Source organism: Variovorax paradoxus, assembly GCF_022009635.1.
Taxonomy (GTDB): domain Bacteria; phylum Pseudomonadota; class Gammaproteobacteria; order Burkholderiales; family Burkholderiaceae_C; genus Variovorax.
Map to the genome: position 1 here is coordinate 1,439,192 of NZ_CP091716.1, position 19,347 is coordinate 1,458,538.

General features: G+C 68.6%; 16 protein-coding genes. 2 read left to right on the forward strand and 14 right to left on the reverse strand.

Annotated features, from left to right (window positions below; all coding sequences use genetic code 11):
- Positions 1-4 precede the first annotated feature (4 nt).
- The 10 genes from L3V85_RS06775 to L3V85_RS06820 form a co-directional block, all read right to left on the reverse strand.
- Entirely contained in the window at positions 5-754 is a 750-nt protein-coding gene (locus L3V85_RS06775; protein WP_237678615.1) for an electron transfer flavoprotein subunit beta/FixA family protein, read from the reverse strand.
- 38 nt (positions 755-792) lie between these two features.
- Entirely contained in the window at positions 793-1,794 is a 1,002-nt protein-coding gene (locus tag L3V85_RS06780; RefSeq protein ID WP_237678616.1) for a Bug family tripartite tricarboxylate transporter substrate binding protein, read from the reverse strand.
- A gap of 35 nt (positions 1,795-1,829) precedes the next feature.
- The gene (locus L3V85_RS06785; protein ID WP_237678617.1) at positions 1,830-3,782 is read right to left on the reverse strand and encodes an acyl-CoA synthetase; all 1,953 of its coding nucleotides are present in this window, start codon (positions 3,780-3,782) and stop codon (positions 1,830-1,832) included.
- 55 nt (positions 3,783-3,837) lie between these two features.
- Positions 3,838-4,830 carry a Bug family tripartite tricarboxylate transporter substrate binding protein gene (locus L3V85_RS06790; protein ID WP_237678618.1) on the reverse strand — a complete coding sequence of 331 codons (993 nt, stop codon included), beginning with the start codon at positions 4,828-4,830 and terminating at the stop codon, positions 3,838-3,840.
- Between the two features lie 40 nt (positions 4,831-4,870).
- Positions 4,871-6,079: a CaiB/BaiF CoA transferase family protein gene (locus L3V85_RS06795; RefSeq protein ID WP_237678619.1), complete on the reverse strand. Its 1,209-nt coding sequence runs from the start codon at positions 6,077-6,079 to the stop codon at positions 4,871-4,873.
- Positions 6,080-6,140: 61 nt separating this feature from the next.
- Positions 6,141-6,968 (reverse strand): oxepin-CoA hydrolase, alternative type, encoded by an 828-nt coding sequence (locus L3V85_RS06800; protein WP_237678620.1) that lies wholly within the window; start codon positions 6,966-6,968, stop codon positions 6,141-6,143.
- The gene (locus L3V85_RS06805) at positions 6,965-8,107 is read right to left on the reverse strand and encodes an acyl-CoA dehydrogenase family protein (RefSeq protein WP_237678621.1); all 1,143 of its coding nucleotides are present in this window, start codon (positions 8,105-8,107) and stop codon (positions 6,965-6,967) included. The genes L3V85_RS06800 and L3V85_RS06805 overlap by 4 nt, the downstream gene beginning before the upstream one ends.
- Before the next feature lie 12 nt (positions 8,108-8,119).
- Positions 8,120-9,328 carry an acyl-CoA dehydrogenase family protein gene (locus tag L3V85_RS06810; RefSeq protein ID WP_237678622.1) on the reverse strand — a complete coding sequence of 403 codons (1,209 nt, stop codon included), beginning with the start codon at positions 9,326-9,328 and terminating at the stop codon, positions 8,120-8,122.
- A gap of 10 nt (positions 9,329-9,338) precedes the next feature.
- Positions 9,339-10,529, reverse strand: coding sequence for an acetyl-CoA C-acyltransferase (locus L3V85_RS06815; RefSeq protein ID WP_237678623.1), 1,191 nt, complete (start codon positions 10,527-10,529; stop codon positions 9,339-9,341).
- Positions 10,530-10,560: 31 nt separating this feature from the next.
- On the reverse strand, positions 10,561-12,696 hold the full coding sequence (locus tag L3V85_RS06820; RefSeq protein ID WP_237678624.1) for a 3-hydroxyacyl-CoA dehydrogenase NAD-binding domain-containing protein: 2,136 nt from the start codon (positions 12,694-12,696) through the stop codon (positions 10,561-10,563).
- A 139-nt stretch (positions 12,697-12,835) separates the two neighbouring features.
- Between L3V85_RS06820 and L3V85_RS06825 the strand changes: the two genes are divergently transcribed.
- Positions 12,836-13,729 (forward strand): LysR family transcriptional regulator, encoded by an 894-nt coding sequence (locus tag L3V85_RS06825; RefSeq protein WP_237678625.1) that lies wholly within the window; start codon positions 12,836-12,838, stop codon positions 13,727-13,729.
- A 28-nt stretch (positions 13,730-13,757) separates the two neighbouring features.
- On the opposite strand, the gene L3V85_RS06830 is transcribed toward L3V85_RS06825, so the two are convergent.
- The 4 genes from L3V85_RS06830 to L3V85_RS06845 form a co-directional block, all read right to left on the reverse strand.
- Positions 13,758-15,107 (reverse strand): hypothetical protein, encoded by a 1,350-nt coding sequence (locus L3V85_RS06830; protein ID WP_237678626.1) that lies wholly within the window; start codon positions 15,105-15,107, stop codon positions 13,758-13,760.
- Positions 15,108-15,387: 280 nt separating this feature from the next.
- Positions 15,388-16,875, reverse strand: coding sequence for a sensor domain-containing diguanylate cyclase (locus L3V85_RS06835; RefSeq protein WP_237678627.1), 1,488 nt, complete (start codon positions 16,873-16,875; stop codon positions 15,388-15,390).
- 89 nt (positions 16,876-16,964) lie between these two features.
- On the reverse strand, positions 16,965-17,567 hold the full coding sequence (locus tag L3V85_RS06840) for a YbhB/YbcL family Raf kinase inhibitor-like protein (RefSeq protein WP_237678628.1): 603 nt from the start codon (positions 17,565-17,567) through the stop codon (positions 16,965-16,967).
- A 32-nt stretch (positions 17,568-17,599) separates the two neighbouring features.
- Positions 17,600-17,959, reverse strand: a complete 360-nt coding sequence (locus L3V85_RS06845) for a Rieske (2Fe-2S) protein (protein ID WP_237678629.1) — start codon at positions 17,957-17,959, stop codon at positions 17,600-17,602.
- Positions 17,960-18,088: 129 nt separating this feature from the next.
- Here L3V85_RS06845 and L3V85_RS06850 point away from each other — a divergent pair, with 129 nt between their 5' ends.
- On the forward strand, positions 18,089-19,342 hold the full coding sequence (locus tag L3V85_RS06850; protein WP_237678630.1) for a putative DNA modification/repair radical SAM protein: 1,254 nt from the start codon (positions 18,089-18,091) through the stop codon (positions 19,340-19,342).
- Positions 19,343-19,347: the final 5 nt, after the last annotated feature.

Here is a 19,347-nt window from a genome sequence, read left to right on the forward strand (position 1 = left end):
TGAGTCAAATGACCTTCGCTTCGTTCTTCAGTTTGTCCACCAGCGTTGCAACGTCGGGCACCTTGATGCCGGCGCCGCGCTTCGGAGGTTCGGCGACCTTCAGGGTCTTCAGGCGGGGCTTGACGTCCACGCCCAGGTCTTCGGGCTTGACCGTGTCCAGCTGCTTCTTCTTGGCCTTCATGATGTTGGGCAACGTCACGTAGCGCGGCTCGTTCAGGCGCAGGTCGGTCGTGATGACGGCCGGCAGCGTGAGCGCGACGGTTTCCAGGCCGCCGTCGACTTCACGCGTCACGGTGGCCTTGTCGCCGGCAACTTCGACCTTGGAGGCGAAGGTGGCTTGCGGCAGGTCGGCCAGCGCGGCCAGCATCTGGCCGGTCTGGTTGGCGTCGTCGTCGATGGCCTGCTTGCCCAGGATGATCAGCTGGGGCTGTTCCTTGTCGACCAGCGCCTTCAGCAACTTGGCCACGGCCAGGGGCTGCAGTTCTTCGGTGGTCTCCACCAGGATGCCGCGGTCGGCGCCGATGGCCATCGCGGTGCGCAGGGTTTCCTGGCACTTGGCGTCACCGCACGAGACGGCGATCACTTCCGTGACCACGCCCTTTTCTTTCAGGCGCACGGCTTCTTCGACAGCGATCTCGTCGAAGGGGTTCATGCTCATCTTGACGTTGGCAATGTCCACCCCGGTGCCGTCGCTCTTCACGCGCACCTTCACGTTGTAATCGACGACCCGTTTGACAGGTACCAGAACCTTCATGGCTGTTCCTTTGAATGACTGAAGAATGAGTTGGATGCTTACTCGAGCTTGGCGCCCGACTGCTTGATGAGGCGCTCCCAAACCGGGCGCTCGGCCTTGTAGGCGGTGGCGAAGAGCTCGGGCGAGCTGTCCTTGATCTCGAAGCCCATGGCCGCCACGCGCTGCTGCACGTCGGGCTGCTGCGTGGCCTTGCGCACTTCCTGCGCGATGCGGTCCACGATGGGCTTGGGCGTCTTGGCGGGCACCGCGATGGCGAGCCAGCCGGTCACGCGGTAGGCCTCGTCCTTCAGGCCTTGCTCGGCCAGGGTGGGCACGTCGGGCAGGGTGCTCATGCGGCGCTCGCCGCTCACGCCGATGGCGCGGATCTTTCCGGAGTCGATGTGCGGCTTGGCCACCAGCGCGCTGGCGTAGGCCATCTGGATCTGGCCGCCGATCAGGTCCTGCATCATCGGCGCCTCGCCCTTGTAGGCGACGTGGTTCATGTCGGACTGCGTGGCAAGGCTCATGTGCGCGCCGGCCAGGTGCGGGTACGCGCCCACGCCGTACGAACCGTAGGCCACCTTGCCCTTGTTGGCGACGACGTACTTCAGCAGCTCCGGGCCGGTCTTCGCGGGCACGCCGGGGTGCACCACCAGCACCAGCGGCGCCATCGCGATCTGGTAGATCAGCGTGAGGTCGCGCTGCGTGTCGTAGGGCAGCTTCTCGTAGAGGAACTCGTTGGTCATGAGCGAGTTGCTCAGGCCCAGCACGATGGTGTAGCCGTCGGCCGGCGACTTGACGACCGCGTCGGTGCCGATGATGCCGGCCGCGCCGGGCTTGTTGTCGATGATCACGGGCTGGCCCATGCCGGCCGACATCTTCTGGCCGATCACGCGCGCCAGCACGTCGGTGGCGCCGCCCGCGGCGAAGGGCACGACCATGCGGATCGGCTTGTTCGGGTAGGTGCCCTGTGCCTGCGCATGGGGCAGCGCGCACAGCGTGGCAACGGAAGCGGCGGCGCACAGCAGGGCACGGCGGGTCGGAAGGCGGAAGCTCGTCACTTGTCTCTATCTCTCGGTCTTGGTTTTGAAAAGGGTCATTGCGACGCGATGCGCGTCTTGAAGGGCAACGGCTCCAGCGCCGCCTGCAGCCGCTCGCGCAGCGGCGCGGCAAGCGCGCCGGCGGCGGCTTCGTCGACGAGCACGCGCACCAGGCTCTCGCCTTCGGCCTTCACGGCGGGGCGCGCGGCCTCGGGCACACCGAGCGCGGCGCAGGCCTCGGCCACCGCAGCGGCCACCACGCGCTGCGCGGCCATCGCGCGCAGCTCGGGCTTGTAGATTTTTCCGACGTTGGTCATCGGCATGGTCTCGATGACCGACACCCACTTGGGCCGAGCGGGCGCCTCGTCCACGCGCGCGGCGGTGAAGGCCAGCAGTTCTTCTTCCGTTGCCGATGCGCCGGGCACCAACGTCGCGAAGATCACCGGCAGCTCGCCCGCATAGGCATCGGGCGCGCCCACGGCGGCGCACAGTTGCACGGCGGGGTGGGCGCCCAGCGCGTCCTCGATGGTCTTGGGGTCGATGTTGTGGCCGCTGCGGATGATCAGGTCCTTCGAGCGGCCGGTGAGGTTGAGCCGCTCTTCGCTGTCTATCCAGCCCAGGTCGCCGGTCGCGAGCCAGCCGTCGGCGGTGAAGGCCTTGGCGTTGTCGGCCGGGTCCACGAAGCCGGAGAACACGTTGGGCGACTTGAACAGCACCATGCCCTGTTCGCCGGGCGGCATTTCGCGGTCGCTGGCATTGCCGTTCTCGTCGAGCGCCACCACGCGCATCTGCATGTAGGGCAGCCGAAAGCCCACGCAGCCCGCGGGCCCGTTCACGCCCGGCGGGGTGATGGTCGAGATGCCGGCCATCTCGGTCATGCCCAGGCTTTCGTGCACATGCAGGCCGAAGAGCCGCTCGAAGCGCGCGGCCAGCTCGGGCGCGAGCACGGCGGCGCCGGTGCGGCAGTAGGTGATGGACGAAATGTCCGCGCCGTCCAGCGGCACGTTGGCTAGCGCCGCGAGCACCGTGGGCACGGCCGACAGCGAGGTGGGGCGGTAGCGGGCCACCAGCTTCCAGTAGTTGGCCAGCACCTCCTTGTTGCGCAGCAGCGAGGTGGTGGGAATGATCACCTCCACGCCCGCCGACAGCGAAGAGAGCGAAGCCGGCAGCACGCCCGCCACGTGGAAGAGCGGATAGCCGTTGATGGAGATGCCCTGATCGTTCATGCCCGCGACCTGCACGCTGGCCCAGGCGGTGAACACCTGCGCGCCGTGACTGTGGCGCGCGAGCTTGGGAGCGCCGGTGGTGCCGCCGGTGTGGAAGTAGGCGGCGATGTCCGAAGGCGCGATGTCGCGGCCGCTCACGAGGCGGTCGTCGGGTTGCGCGGCGCGCAGCACGTCGAATTCGGCGACGCCTTCAGGCAGTTGGCCGGCCGCGCCGGGCGCCTCGTCATGCGGCGCCACGCGCAGCACGGTGGTGAGCGTGGGCACCTGGCCGCGCAGGCGCATCGCCTTGGACCACATGCCCGATTCGCTGTCCGAGCCGTAGGCGATCAGCACCTTGGCGCGCGCAGCCGTCATCAGCGCCACCAGCTTCTCGTCGGTGAGCAGGGGGTTCAGCGGCTGCACGATGCCGGCCGCCTCGCCGCCCCACAGCGCCAGGTGGTATTCCAGGCAGCCGGGCAGCAGCACGGCCACGGCGTCCTGCGGCCCCACGCCCAGCGTGTGCAGCATGTTCGCCGTCTGGTGCAGGCGCGCGAGCAGTTCGGCATACGACCAGCGGATGGGCTCGTCGGCCGGGTTGCCGGTGCGCAGGAAGGTCAGCGCCGTCTTGTCGCCGAAGGCATGGCCGGCGTTGCGGAAGATCTCGTAGGTGCTGCGCACCGTGAGCGCCTGCGCGAGTGGCGTTTCTTCGAGCTTGCGGATGTCCGCGAGGCTGCGGACGGGAAAGGCGGGGCGGAACGGCGCGCCGACCGGGGTGCTGTAGTTGTTTTCGTGCTTGCCTGTCATGTCTTTTGTCTCCTTGGTGCGGCCGCGGTGCCGGGCCCTGCCGGCCCGAATCGTTTTACTGGTTCGTGATGTGGTTGTCGCGAATCACCTTGCCCCAGCGCTCGAAGTCCTCGTGCATGCGCACGCCGGTCTGCTCCGGGGTGCGGTAGGCCGCGAAGGAGCCTACGCTTTCCAGCTTTTCCTGCACCTGCTTGTCGGCCAGCGCGGTCTTCAGCGCGGCGCTCATGCGGTCGATCACGTCCTTGGGCGTGCCGGCCGGAGCCAGCAGGCCGCCCCACGAGGTGGCGTCGAAGCCGGGGAAGCCCTGCTCGGCCACCGTCTTCACGTCGGGCAGCAGGCTCACGCGCTTGCCCGAGCCCACGGCAATGGCGCGCAGCTTGCCGGCCTTGATGTGCGGCAGCACGCCCACCAGGTCCGAGAACATCGCGGGCACCTGGCCGCCGATCAGGTCGGTCACGGCCGGCGCGCTGCCGCGGTAGGGCACGTGCTGCATGTCGAACTTGCCGATGGTCTTGAGCTGCTCGGTCGTCAGGTGGCCGAAGCTGCCGGCGCCGGCGGTGGTGTAGTTGAGCTTGCCGCCCTCGGCCTTGGCCTTGGCGATCAAGTCCTGCACGCCGTTCACGTCGGGCAGCGACTTGGGGTTCACCACCAGCACGATCGGCAGGTCGTACACCGAGCCCACGGGCGTGAAGTTCTTGAAGATGTCGTAGCCGGTGGGGCCGTACAGGTGCGAGGCCAGCAGGGTGGGCGTGGCCAGCATCACGAAGGTGTAGCCGTCGGCCGGCGCGCGCGCCGCGGTGGCGGCGCCCACGGTGCCGGATGCGCCGCTGCGGTTGTCGATCACGATGCTCTGCTTGAGCGCGACCGACATCTTCTGCGCCACGATGCGCGAGGCCACGTCGGTCGGGCCGCCGGGCGGGAAGGGCACGATCAGCGTGATCGGCTTGGCGGGCCAGGCCTGTGCGAAGGCGGCACCGGCCACCAGGGGCAGGGCGAGCGCGAGAAGGGCGCGGCGAACGGGATTGCGAAGGGAAGAAAGGGATGCCATTGGGTCTTGTCTACTCAGGAAATGCGGGCGCCTGTCTTGTTCAGACGACGCCGCTCGTTTTCAGCGCCGCCAGCTTTTCGTCCGACAGGCCAAGAAGGGACTGCAGCACGTCGTGCGTGCCTTCGCCCAGGGTAGGCGGCGCGCTGCGCACCGGCAGGCGCTCGCCGTCGAAGCGGTAGGGCGGCGCCAGCACGTTGACCGTGCCGGCCACCGGATGCGGCTGCGTGGTGACCAGGCCGGCGTCGCTCGCGCGCTTGGATTGCAGCGCCTCCAGCAGGCCCAGCACCTCGCCGCAGGGAATGCCGGCGGCGGTGAGCTTCTCCAGCAGGTCGGCGCGCTGGCGCTTGGCCAGTTCGGCGTGCAGCTCGGGCAGCAGCACCGCGCGGTTGGCCGAGCGCAGGATGTTGGTCTTGAAGCGCTCGTCTGCCGCGAGGTCGGGCCGGCCGATCACCTCGGTGCAGAAGCGTGCGAACTGCGCGTTGTTGCCCACGGTGATGACCAGCGGGCCGTCGGCCGCGTCGAACACGCCGTAGGGCACGATCGACGGATGCGAGTTGCCGTAGCGCGGCGGGTCTTCGCCCATCAGCAGCGCCTCGAGGCCGTAGTAGGCGGTGATCATCAGGCCGCAGTCGAACAGGGCCATCTCCACGTGCCGGCCTTGGCCGGTTTTCTCGCGCTGGTACAGCGCTGCCAGGATGGCCTGCGCCGAGTACATGCCGGTGAACAGGTCCACCGCGGCCACGCCGAACTTCAGCGGCGGCTGGTCGGCCTCGCCGTTCAGCGCCATCAGGCCGGCCTCGCCCTGCACCACGAGGTCGTAGCCGGGGCGCGCGGCCTCGGGGCCGGTGCGGTCGTAGCCCGAGATCGAGCAGTAGATGAGGCGCGGGTTCTCCTTGCGCAGCTGTTCGTAGCCCAGGCCCAGCTTGTCGATGCCGCCGAACTTGAAGTTCTGGATCACCACGTCGCATTGCTTGGCAAGGTCGCGCGCGAGCTGCTGGCCTTCGGGCGTCTGCAGGTCGAGCGTGACCGAGCGCTTGTTGCGGTTCACGCTGTTGAAATAGGCGGTCTCGGTCTTGCCCACGCGCAGGCCCCAGTCGCGGGTGTCGTCGCCGCGGCCCGGGTGCTCCACCTTGATGACCTCGGCGCCCATGTCGGCCAGCACCATGCCGCACCAGGGGCCCGCGAGGATGCGGGACAGATCGAGGACGCGCACGCCTGCAAGCGGCAGCGAGGAATTCAGCGAAGACATGACAACTCCAGGAAAAACGAAAAGCCCCGTGCGCGTGCGCAGGGGGCGGGCAGGGCAAGTGTCAGGACGCGTCCGCCTTGCCGCCGGCGCGGCGCAGTGCCACGAAGTCGGCCTTGCGCTTGCCCAGGAAGGCGCCGATGCCTTCGGCCGCTTCGGCGTCGCCCTGCGACTCGACCATGAACACGGCCTCGGCGTCGAGCTGCTCTTCCAGCGTGGCGTGGTGCGCCTGGCGGCACAGCGTCTTGATGCGCGCGCTGGCGCGCTGCGGGCCGCTGGCCACCTTGGCCGCGAGCGCGATGGCTTCGGCCAGCGCGGCGCCCTTGTCGGTCAGGCGGTTGACGGCGCCCAGCGCATGCAGGCGCTCGGCCGGCATGCGGTCGCCGGTCAGGCACAGCTCGGTCAGCACCTGACGCGAGACGAACTCCGCCAGGAAGGCCGTGGCGCCGCCGTCCGGCGTGAGGCCGACCTTGACGTAGGCCACGGTGTAGAAGGCGTCGCGCGCCGACACCAGCATGTCGCAGGCCAGCGCCATCGACAGGCCCGCGCCGGCGGCGCCGCCTTCGACGGCAGCGATCACCGGCTTGCCGCAATCGCGCAGCGCGCGGATCAGGTTGTTCAGGCCCTCGAGGATCTGGCGGCGCTCGGCCATTGGCAGCTCGCGGCGCTTGGCCAGCAGGTTCAGGTCGCCGCCGGAGCAGAAGAAGTCGCCCGCGCCGGTGAAGACGATGGCGCCCACCTCGGGGTCTTTTTCCGCGTCGGCCAGCGCCGCGCTCAGCTCGGCATACAGCGTGGGCGTGATCGCGTTGCGCGCGGCGGGGTTGCTGTTGGTCAGGATGCGCACGGCGCCTTCCTGCGAGATCAGCACTGTCCTGTTCGTCGTGTCGCTCATGCCGCCACCTCCTTGCCCAGGGCGATGTAGCGCTGCAGGTGGTGGTCTTCGTCGCCCAGCTGGTGGTCGATCATCACCAGGCGCTTGGCGTAGTGGGGCAGGGGCAGTTCCCAGGTCATGCCGATGCCGCCGTGCATCTGGATGCTCTCTTGCGCCACCAGCGCGCCGATGCGGCCGATGCTGAACTTTGCGGCCGACAGCGCGCGCTCGCGCGCCAGGCGCTCGCCGGTGTCGATGGCGGCTGCCGCGTTGATGACGGCCGAGCGGGCCTGTTCGATCTCCAGCAGCAGGTCGGCCATGCGGTGCTGCAGGGCCTGGAAGCTGCCGATCAGCGTGCCGAACTGCTTGCGCGTGCGCAGGTATTCCAGCGTCGCGGTCTTGGCGGCTTCCATGGCGCCAAGCGCTTCGGCGCACAGCGCGAGCACGCCGCGGCCGATGGCGCGCTCCAGCGTGGCGTGGCCCTGGCCTTCGGTGCCCAGCAGCGCGTCGGCGCCCAGCTTCACGCCGTCGAACGAGAGCTCGGCCACGCGGCCGCCGTCGATGGCGGGGCAGCCGCGCACCGTGAGGCCCGCGGTCTTGGCGGGCACGAGGAACAGCGAGATGCCGGCTTCGTCGTCGACATTGCCCGAGGTGCGGGCCGAGACCAGGAACAGGTCGGCCTGCTCGCCCTGCGGTACCACGGCCTTGGCGCCGTGCAGCACCCAGCCGTCGCCATTGCGTTCTGCCCTGGTTGCCACGCGCGTGCGTTCGTAGTGCGTGTCGGCCTCGTCGTGCGCGAAGGCCGCTACGGTCACGCCGTTGATGATGTCTGCGAGCTTTTCTTTCTGCGCATCGGTGCCGGCGGCGCTGATCGCCTCGCCGACCATCACCGCGCCCAGCAGCGGCTCGACCACGAGGCCGCGGCCCAGTGCCTCGAAGACCACCGCGATGTCGAAGCCGCCGCCGCCGAAGCCGCCATCGGCTTCGCTGAAGAGGGCGCCGATCACGCCCAGTTCGGCGAACTGCTGGAAGATTTCCTTGCTGAAGCCGTGCTCCGACTTCGCGATGCGGTCGCGCGCGTCGAAGGCGTACTGCTCGCTGATGAAGCGGTTCAGGCTGTCGGCGAGCATGCGCCGGTCTTCGGTGTGTTCGAAGTTCATGGCATGTCTCCTTTACAGCCCGAGGATCATCTTGGAGATGATGTTCTTCTGGATTTCGTTGGAGCCGCCGAAGATCGACAGCTTGCGGTTGTTGAAGTAGCGCGAGGCGGCGGCCGATGCGTAGTCGGGGCCGAAGGTCTCGCCGGTGTAGCCATCCTTCAGCGCCTCTGCAACGAAGGGGCGTCCATACACGCCCATCGCGCGGCGGGCCAGCGACGAGATCTCCTGGCGGATCTCGGTGCCGCGGATCTTCAGCATCGAGCTTTCCGCGCCCGGCACGCCGCCGCCGGCCACCGCCGCGATCACACGCAGGTTGGTGGTCTTCATGTTCTCCAGGTCGATCTCGACGCGCGCCATGCGCGCCGCGAAGGCCGGGTCTTCCGCCAGCGGCTTGCCGTTCTTGGTCTGCGTGGCCGCGATGCCCTTCAACTGTTCGAGCGCGGCCACCGAGAAGCCCACGCCCGCGATGTTGGTGCGCTCGTAGGTCAGCAGGTACTTGGCGCAGGTCCAGCCCTTGTTCTCCTCGCCCACGAGGTTCTCGGCGGGCACGCGCACGTCGGAGAAGAACACCTCGTTGACTTCATGCTCGCCGTCGAGCGTAATGATCGGGCGCACTTCCACGCCGGGCGAGTTCATGTCGATCAGCAGGAAGCTGATGCCTTCCTGCTTCTTCGCCTCGCGGTTGGTGCGCACCAGGCAGAAGATCATGTTGGCGTGCTGGCCCAGCGTGGTCCAGGTCTTCTGGCCGTTCACGATGTAGTGGTCGCCCTGCGCGTCGATGCCGCGCACGGCCGAAGTCTTCACCGCAGCCAGGTCGGAACCCGCGCCGGGTTCCGAATAGCCCTGGCACCACCAGTCGGCGCCGTTCAGGATGCGAGGCAGCCAATGGCTCTTCTGCGCCTCGTTGCCGTACTTGATGAGCACCGGGCCGAGCATGTTCACGCCGAAGGGCACGATGCGCGGTGCGAAGGCCAGCGCGCATTCATTCTCGAAGATGAACTTCTCCACCGCCGTCCAGCCCGGTCCGCCGTACTGCTCCGGCCAGTGGTTGGCGAGCCAGCCGCGCTCGTTGAGGATGGCGTGCCATTCCTGCATGTCGGCCTTCTCGAGGATCTTGCCGCTGCGCACTTTCTCGGACAGCCGCACCGGCAGCTTGGCGGCCAGGAAGGCGCGCACTTCGCTGCGGAAGGCTTCTTCTTCGGTGGTGAAGTTCAGGTCCATCGCAGGCTCCTCAATAGATTTCGAACAGGCCGGCAGCGCCCATGCCGCCAGCGATGCACATCGTGACCACGGCGTACTTCGCGCCGCGGCGCTTGCCTTCGATGAGCACGTGGCCGGCCAGGCGCGCGCCGGTCATGCCGAAGGGGTGGCCGATGGAGATCGCGCCGCCGTTCACGTTGAGCAGTTCCGACGGAATGCCCAGCTTGTCCTGGCAGTAGATCGACTGCGAGGCGAAGGCTTCGTTGAGTTCCCACAGGCCGATGTCCTGCACCTTCAGGTCGTGGCGCGCGAGCAGCTTGGGCACCGCGAACACCGGGCCGATGCCCATCTCGTCGGGCTCGCAGCCGGCCACCGCGAGGCCGCGGAAGGCGCCCAGTGCCTTGACGTTGGCGCGCTCGGCGTCCTTGGCTTCCATCAGCACGCAGGCCGATGCGCCGTCCGACAGCTGCGAGGCGTTGCCGGCGGTGACGAACTTGTCTTCGCCCATCACGGGCTTGAGCTTGGCCAGCGCCTCGTAGGTGGTGCCGCGGCGGTTGCAGTTGTCTTCGGTGGCCGTCACTTCGCGGTAGGTGACTTCCTTGGTTTCCTTGTCGGTCACGGCCATGGTGGTGGTGCAGGCGACGATCTCGTCCTTGTAGCGGCCGGCGATCTGCGCTTCTTCGGTGCGGCGCTGGCTCTCGGCCGAGAAGCGGTCCTGCGCTTCGCGGCTGATGTTGTAGCGCTTGGCCACGATGTCGGCCGTTTCGATCATCGCCATGTACAGCTCGGGCTTGTGCTCGACGATCCACGGGTCCATGCCGCTGTCGCCGCTGTCGGTGGCGCTGCGCGAGCGGATCTGCGAGATGCTTTCCACGCCGCCCGCGATCATGGCCGGCGCGCCGTCCACCACGATGCGGCCTGCCGCCATCGCGATCGCCTGCAGGCCCGAGGCGCAGAAGCGGTTCACCGTGGTGCCGGCGATGCCGATCGGCAGGCCGGCGCGGATGATGGCCTGGCGCGCGATGTTGCGGCCGGTGGTGCCTTCGGGGTAGCCGCAGCCGAGGATCGCATCCTCGATCAGCGCGGGGTCGAGCCCCGAGCGCTCGACGGCCGCCTTCACGGCGAAGGCTGCCAGCGTGGGGCCGGGGGTGATGTTGAATTCGCCGCGGTGCGCCTTGGTGAGCGGGGTGCGGGCGGTGGAAACGATGACGGCTTCACGCATGGGGATGTCTCCTGGACGGCTGGCTCTGTGATTACTCGGATTGATTGAGGCTGGCGAAATCGGCGCCGCGCTCGACCAGCTGCACCAGCAGTGGCGAGGGCTTCCAGAAGATCGGGTCTTCCTTCGCGAATTCCTGGATGTCGGCCAGCACCTTGGGCAGGCCCACGGTGTCGGCGTACTTCATCGGGCCGCCGCGGTGGCGCGGGAAGCCGTAGCCGTAGAGGAAGGTCACGTCCACGTCGAGCGGGCGCAGCGCGATGCGCTGGAGCACGACGTTGGCGCCTTCGTTGATCATCGCGGCCATGTAGCGGCGCATGATTTCTTCCTCGGTGAAGGCGCGCGGCTTGATGCCGGCGCGCTCGCGCTCGGCGTCGATGATGGCCAGCACCTCGGGGTCGGGCACGCCGGTGCGCGCGCCTTCGGGGTACAGGTAGTAGCCGCGCTGCGTCTTCTGGCCGAACCAGCCGCGTTCGCAGATGCGGTCGGCCACCTGCACGTAGCGCGCCTCGGGGTCGCGCGTGGCGGCCTTGCGCTTGCGCGTGGCCCAGCCGATGTCGCCGCCGGCCAGGTCGGACACCTGGAACGGGCCCATCGGGTAGCCGAAGTTGCGCACCGCCTCGTCGATCTGGTAGGGCGAGGCGCCGTCTTCCATCATGTGGTCGGCGGCCTGGCGGTACACGGCCAGGATGCGGTTGCCGATGAAGCCGTCGCACACGCCGGCGCGCACCGGCACCTTCTTGAGCTTTTTCGCCAGCTCGAAGCCGGTGGCGACCACGTCGGCGCTCACCTTGGCGGGCACCACGATCTCCAGCAGCTTCATGATGTTGGCGGGCGAGAAGAAGTGCAGGCCCACCACGTCCTGCGGACGCGAGATGCTGGCGGCGATCTCGTCGATGTCCAGGTACGAGGTGTTGGTGGCCAGCACCGCGCCGCGCTTGCACACGCGGTCGAGTTCGGCGAACACGGCCTTCTTGACGCCCATTTCCTCGAACACGGCTTCGACCACGATGTCGACGCTGGCGAGTGCGTCGTAGCTGGTCGAGCCCGAGAAGCGCGCCATGACGGCCGCCTTGGCCTCGGGCGTCAGGCGGCCCTTCTTGATGAGGCCGTCGTACACCTTCTCGACGTTGGCGCGGCCGCGCGCGAGTTGCGTGTCGTCGCGCTCGATCATGGTCACGGGCATGCCGGCGTCGAGCATGGCCACGGCGATGCCCGCGCCCATGGTGCCGCCGCCGACGATGCCGGCCGACTCCAGCGGGCGCGGCTTGGCCGAACGGGTCTCGGGCGCCTTGAGCACTTCGCGCTCGGCGAAGAAGGCGTGGATCAGGCCGGCGCGCTGCGGGCTGTCGATGCACTGCAGGAACAGCTTGCGCTCCAGCGCCATGCCTTCGTCGAAGGGCAGCGTGAGCGCGCCTTCGACGGCCTCGATGATCTTCATCGGCGAGAACAGGCCGCGGCTCTTCTTGGCGGTGTCGGCGCGCGCGGCTTCGAGGGCGGCGCGGCTGGCTTCCTTGTCGGCCAGCGCGCCGGCGTCGCGGGTGCGGCGCACCGGCGCCTTGGCGGCGACCAGTTCATTCGCATAGGCGAGGCCTTCGGCCAGCGCGTCGGCGTCGTTGCCCAGGCGGTCGACGAGGCCCAGCGACAGCGCTTCCTTGGCGCCCGCATGGCGGCCGCTGAGCATCAGCTCGAGCGCGGGCTTCACGCCGATGAGGCGCGGCGCGCGCTGCGTGCCGCCCGAGCCGGGCAAGAGGCCCAGCGCCACTTCGGGCAGGCCTAGCTTGGCGGTGGGCGAGGCGAGGCGGTAGTGGGCCGACAGCGCCACCTCCAGCCCGCCGCCGAGCGCGGCGCCGTGAATGGCGGCGACCACCGGCTTGGTGCAGTTCTCGATCTTCAGGCAGGCCTCGGGCAGCGAGGGCGGCTGCGGCGTCTTGCCGAATTCGCGGATGTCGGCGCCCGCGATGAAGTTGCGGCCCGCGCCGACGATCAGCACCGCCTTGGCGGCGCCGTCGGCCTCGGCCGCGTCGATGGCGGCCACGAGACCGCGGCGCACGTCCACGCCCAGGGCGTTGACGGGCGGGTTGTCGATGGTCACCACGAAGACGTCGCCTCGACGCTCGAAGGTGACGGGACCGGTGGACGTGGAAGGGCTGGGAGTGGTGGTGGCCATGTGCTTGCTTGTCTCTTGCGTTGCGAACCGGCGGGTTCGAGGCTCTGGGGTGAACCCGGCATTCTTGGCCGCTATTGCGGCTTTGACAATTGCATAGGCGGTTGACAGACTGTCAAAGGATTTTTGACACAATCGGTGCATGGACCTGCAATCGCTCACCCTGCTGGTGGAAATCCTCGATGCCGGCAACCTGAGCGCGGCCGCCCGCCGGCTCAAGATGACCCGCGCCAACGTCAGCTACCACCTGAACCAGCTGGAGCGCTCGGTGGGCGCGCAACTGGTGCGGCGCACCACCCGGCGCGCCGAGCCGACCGAAATCGGCCTGCGGCTCTACCAGCACGGCGTGGCGATCCAGGGCGAGCTGCTGGCGGCGCGCGAATCTGTCACCACGCTGGGCCAGGGCCTGCAGGGCCGCGTGCGGCTGAGCGTGCCCAGCGGCTACGGGCAACTGGTCATGGCCGACTGGCTGATCGACTTCAAGCGCCAGTACCCCGGCATCGTGCTCGACGTGGTGTTCGAGAACCGCATCGAAGACCTGCTGCGCGACGAGGTCGACATCGCCATCCGCGTGATCCCCGAGCCGCCGCAGAACCTGGTGGCGCGCGAGATGGGCCCGGTGCGCTACGTGGCCTGCGCGTCGGCCGACTACGCGGCGCGGCACCCGTTGCCGGTGCAGCTCGACGCGCTGCAGGGCGCGCCGGTGGTGACGGCGGCCGTCATCGGCCGGCAGCTGCGCGTGTCGGCCTACCAGGGCGAGACCCGGCGCGAGGTGATCCTGGAGCCGACGCTGATTTCAGAGAACTTTCTGTTCCTGCGCCAGGCCATCCTCGCCGGCCTGGGCATCGGCCTCGTGCCCGACTACGTGGTGCAGGAGGACGTGCGCAAGGGCGACGTCGCGACCACGCTCGACGACTGGCGCCTGTCGATCTTCGGCACGCAGATGTTCATGCTCTACATGCCGAACCGCCAGCACACGCGGGCGATCCGGACGTTCATCGACTTCGTGCTGGAGCGGGTGCGGGTGCCACAGTAAAGCCGTGACACTGGCACCTGCCCTGGGCTCAGGGAACTGTGCGGTAGGTGGTGCGCTGCGACGTGCCCTGGCCTGTGGTGATGACCAGGCGGCCGTTGATGGCGGCCATGCCGGGAGCGTCGGGGGTCGTGAAAGAGCGGGTGCGCTCCTGCTGCCAGTTGGCCAAGTCCGTGGTCGACACGACGTTCTGCTCCGGGCTGCTGACACTCGAGTTGGACGTTGGGCTGATGAACAACCGGCCATCGAGCACCGCGCAGTGCAGGCTGCCCTTGGGGAAGGTCGCAGGGAGTCCGCCAGCGATGGCGAAGGTGGCGCCGTCGGTGGAGGTGGCTACCTTGTCGCCCACCAGCAGCAGCGAACCCTTCCAGTTCAGCGCGCAGGTCGGCTTGCCGAGTTCCGCGGGCAGGCTGGGGGACACCTGCGTCCAGTTGACGCCGTCGTTGTCGGATCTCCACACGTTCCGCATGATGCCGGCCATGGTGCGGCCGGCCACGACATAGAGGGCATTGCCGACTTTGGCCATCACATGGTCCGCGACGCCAGGGAATTCGGCGGCGGCCGTTTTTTGTGACCAGTCGGTGCCGTCGAATTTCCAGACGTGGTTCTGGTAGGCGCTGCTGCCGCCTGCCTGTCCGCCGCTCAGGTAGATCGCGTTGTCATCGTTGGCGAGCGCGAAATTCCGCGTCAGCGGCGGTACCTGTGCGGTGGTCATCTTGGTCCAGGTGCTGCCGATGTCGCTGGAGGTCCAGGTCTCCATCACGTTGGTGTAGAAGCCCGCCGTCACCACATACGGAACGCCGCCGCGGGAACTCAGAGCGAAGTCACTGAGAAAGCCGGGCGTCGTCTGCGCCGGCTCCCAGCGGGAGTAATGCAGCGAAGCGGGGTCGATCACCGTGATCTTGTAAGGCAGTTGCCACGGAGAGCCCTCCACGGGCTGTGAGCAGACCAACGGGTTGGCGTCGTAGCAGGCGCGAATCTCGAAGTTGCCCGTATGGACGCCGGGCGCCAGCGCCGCATTCGTGTTCAGCAGGGCCACGTACTTGAGCCCGCTGCTCGAGATCTTGATGTCGGTGTTGATCACGCCCTTGGGCTCGATGATGCCCACGTTCACCGGAGCCGAGATAACCTTGGTCGACGTCGCGATGACGCTGAAGCTCTTGGACGTGTTGGGAAGTACCGTGAGTTCGACCGTCGAGGGATCGAAGGTCAGCCAGGCTCCGGCAGGGTTTCCGGCCGGCGGTGCGGTGCCGCCTGCCGGGGGCAGTGCCAGCCCGGGGAATCCTCCGCCTCCGCCACCTCCGCCACCACCACCGCCGCATGAAGCGATGAGACAGGACAGGACGAGCACGCCCAACGAGGCGGCATGGCGCTTCTTCATTTGCATTTACCTTTGCGAGATTGATCGAAACCGGGACGCCGGTCACAGACCAACCTCCTCCCTCGCCGCAACGGCATGCTCGCACTCTCCACCTCTGCGGGGGAACTGGCGTATCCCGTGCACCCCCTCAGATGCCCGGGACTGGCGGCTCGTCTGTCAGACAGACATTGGCCGCGCTACATGTCGATACAGCGCGGGCATCGTAATCAGCCGATCCGGGAAAGACAAGAGCGAAAGCCCGCCGAGTGCCGCGCAGAGCGAGAAGGGCTGGAGATGCGGGCTACGCCCGCCGCCGATCCCCCGGCGTGCCTTCGTAGTGCCGCGCCTTGTCGACATACATCGCGCGGTCCGCGCGCTGCAGCGCCGATTCGAGCGATTCGCCCGCGTGGCAGGTCGCCAGCCCGATGGCCAGGCTCAGGGCGTGGCCGCTCTGCCCGGCGTGGAACTGGTTGTTCATTTCCAGCAGCGTGAGGATGCGCTCGCGCATGGCCTCGGCGCCGCGCTCGTCGGTCATGGGCAGCAGCACTGCGAACTCGTCGCCGCCGATGCGCGCGGGCCAGGCCGGCGGGTCGACGGCCTTGTCGAGCACTTCGCCCATGCGGCGCAGCAGCGAGTCGCCGGCGGCGTGGCCTTCCTGGTCGTTGAGCTGCTTCAGGCCGTTCAGGTCGATGGCCACGATCGACACCGGCCACGGGCCCTTGCGCGCGAGGCGGGTGAGCTCCTCGGTGAAGTAGGTGCGGTTGCACAGCTGCGTGAGCACGTCGTGCTTGCCCAGGTATTCGAGGTAGGCCTCGGCCTTCTTGCGCGCGGTGATGTCGACCAGCGACACCAGCACCAGGTCCCAGGTGTCGAGCCGGTCGTCCTGCACCGCGAACTGCATGTGGATGTTCAGCACCTCGCCCGACAGCGAGTAGTTGAGCACCTCGCGGTGCTGCACCGTCTTGCCGTTCCACAGGTCCTGCAGCTGCTCGGCGAAGGACTCGCGCATCTCGTCGCGGAAGATGCGCGAGAGGCTGCCCAGCAGGGTCTGCAGGTCGGGCGCGCCGAACATGCGCAGCGTCTCGCGGTTGACGTCGATGACGCGGATCTCCTGCATGCAGCGCGTCACGAACTCCGGGTGCACCTTGATGAAGGTGGCGAAGTCGGTGATGCCGCGCGCGCGGATGCTCTCGAGCAGCGTGCGCACGGCGCTGAAGTCTTCCACCCACAGCGACACCGGCGAGCGCTCGAACAGGCTGCGCGCATAGGTGGCGCTCTCGTCGCGCAGGCGCTGGGCGGCCACGCGCTCGGTCACGTCGTCGAGCGAGACCAGCACGCGCTCCCAGGTGCCTTCGTGGCCGGGCAGCACGCGGGCGCGCACGCGCACGTCGAGCCGCCGGCCGTCCAGGGCGTAGTTGACGGTCTCGCTCTCGAAGGTGAGCTGGCCGCGCCAGAGCTGGTCGAGCTCGTGCACCACGGTGGCCGACATGTCGCCTCGGAACACGCGGTCCAGCGAGTCGAGCAGGGTCTGCTGGCTGTCGGCGGCAAAGAGCTTCAGGGTGTGCTGGTTGACCCGCAGCACCTTCAGCAGCGCCATGCACTCGCTCACGCGGCGCGGGTCTTCGGACAGGTAGGCGACCAGGTCGGTGACGCCCTCGGCGCGCCAGCCGTCGAGCTTGCGCTTGAGGCCGCTGTAGTCTTCGATCCAGAGGGAGACGGGCGCCAGGTCGAACATGGCGTCGAGGTCGGATGACGGGGAAATGTCGGACGCGGCGGCGGTCAGGGCCATCGATGGGCTTTCGGAAAAGCAGCTGCAGCCGAGGCTGGCGGGCTGCCGTCAGATTGGGGACTTAATTATTACCCGGCAGGGCGAAGGGTTTAGCGGCTGTAGAGGCCCACCACGCTCTGTCCGCCCAGCGCATGGCCCTTGAGCGCGGCCAGCAGGGCGTCGCGTGCCAGGCCGGTCGGCAGGGCACCCGGCGCGAGGTCGGAAGCGATGACGGTCAGGACATAGTGGTGCGGCCGGTCGCCCACCGGCGGGCACATGCCGCGGTAGACCGGCGCGCCGGCCACGTTCGGGCCCATGGTGAAGTTGAAGTTCGTGCCCGCCTGGCCTTCGCCCGTCTTCAGCTCGCCGCGCTCGGCCGCGATGTTGTAGGCCACCCAGTGCGACACGCCCAGGCCGGCCGCGCCGTCCGGGTCGAACACCAGCACCGCGACCGACCGGGTCTTGGGCGGCAGGTTGCTCCAGGCCACCGGCGGCGAGATGTTCTTGCCGCCGCATTCGCCCGCGCCGGCGTGCTCGGCCGGGATGGTGCCGTTGTCGGCGAAGGCGCTGGAGCCGACGCGCATGCCGGTGTAGGCCTTGCCGCCGGTGCCCGAACCGCCCGACATGCCGGCGCAGCCCGCCAGCAGGCCCGCGAGGGCGAGCGCCGCCGCCGGCAATGCGAGGGAACGAGGGAGCTTGTTGTTGTCGCGCATGGTTTTCTCCTGTCTGAAGAATGTTGCTGTGTTCACCCGGCCTGGCCCGGCCAGATGCTGCCGTCGGCCTTTTCGTGCACCGTCAGCGGCGTGAGTCGCGCGCCGCGGCACGGGCCGCCGACGCACTTGCCGGTGTCGGGCTCGAAGATCGCGCCGTGCCGCGCGCACATCAGGAAGCGGCCCGAGCTTTCGATGATCTGCCCTTCGAAGTCGAGCGGTCCACCGGCATGGGGGCACTGGTTGATGTAGGCGTACACCGCGCCGTGCCAGCGCACCGCGAAGGCGGGGGCGCCGTTGGGTGCGGAGAACTTGACCGCGATGCGGTCCTCGGCAAGCGTGGTGGAAATCGGCGCGGGGGCCAGTGTTGTCGTTGTCGTGGGGTCGTCGGTCATCTGGCAGCGAGGGTAGCCAAGGTTCGAAGGGGGCGCAACGGCGTCGCGGCGCGGGAGGGGCGCTTACAAATCGCAGCCTGACAGGACGGCCGATGACTGTATATTCATACAGTAATTCCGAGGCCTCCCGTGGACATCCAACGCAAACTCGCCATCCTGGCCGACGCCGCCAAGTACGACGCCTCGTGCGCATCGAGCGGCTCGCAGCCGCGCGACTCGGTGGGCGGCCGGGGCATCGGCTCCACCGAGGGCGCGGGCATCTGCCACAGCTACGCGCCGGACGGCCGCTGCATCTCGCTGCTGAAGGTGCTGCTGACCAACCACTGCCAGTACGACTGCCTGTATTGCGTCAACCGCGCGTCGAGCAACGTGCCGCGTGCGCGCTTTCGCGTCGAAGAGGTGGTGCAGCTCACGCTCGACTTCTACCGGCGCAACTGCATCGAAGGCCTGTTCCTCTCGAGCGGCATCGTCAAGTCGCCCGACCACACCATGGAGCAGGTGGTCGAGGTGGCGCGCGTGCTGCGCGAGGAGCACGACTTTCGCGGCTACATCCACCTGAAGACCATTCCCGACGCCAGCGACGAGCTGCTGGCGCGCGCCGGCCGTTATGCCGACCGGCTCAGCATCAATGTCGAGCTGCCCACCACCGAGGGCCTGCGGGCGCTGGCGCCCGAGAAGAACGAAAGCGCCATCCGCCGTTCCATGGCGCGGCTGCGCCTGCGCATCGACGACACGCGCGAGGAAGCGCGCCGCGTGGTGCCCATCCGCGCGCTGCCCGGCGCGGCGCCCGTTGCGGCCAGACCGCCGCCCTTCGCGCCGGCCGGCCAGAGCACGCAGATGATCGTGGGCGCCGACGCCACCGACGACCGCCACATCCTCGCGTCGAGCGCCACGCTGTACGGCGCCTACAAGCTCAAGCGGGTGTACTACTCGGCCTTCAGCCCCATCCCCGATGCGGCCCGCGCGCTGCCGCTGGTGGCGCCGCCGCTGATGCGCGAGCACCGGCTCTACCAGGCCGACTGGCTCATGCGCTTCTACGGCTTCGAGCACCAGGAGATCGTGGCCGCGCCCGACGGCCTGCTGCGGCTGGACGTCGATCCCAAACTGGCCTGGGCGCTGGCGCATGCCGAGCGTTTTCCCGTCGACCTGAACCATGCCCCGCGCGAAATGCTGCTGCGCGTGCCGGGCCTGGGCGTGAAGGCGGTCGAGCGCCTCCTGCAGGCGCGCCGCGTGCGCAGGGTGCGCGCCGACGATCTGCGCCGGCTGCATGTGCCTTCGCGCAAGGTGTTGCCCTTCGTGGTGGCCGACGGGCACCGGCCGGCGGCCGGCGCCATGGCCGCCGCCGTTCCCGTGGCAACGCCGGCGCAGGCTGCGCTGTTCTGAGCCCC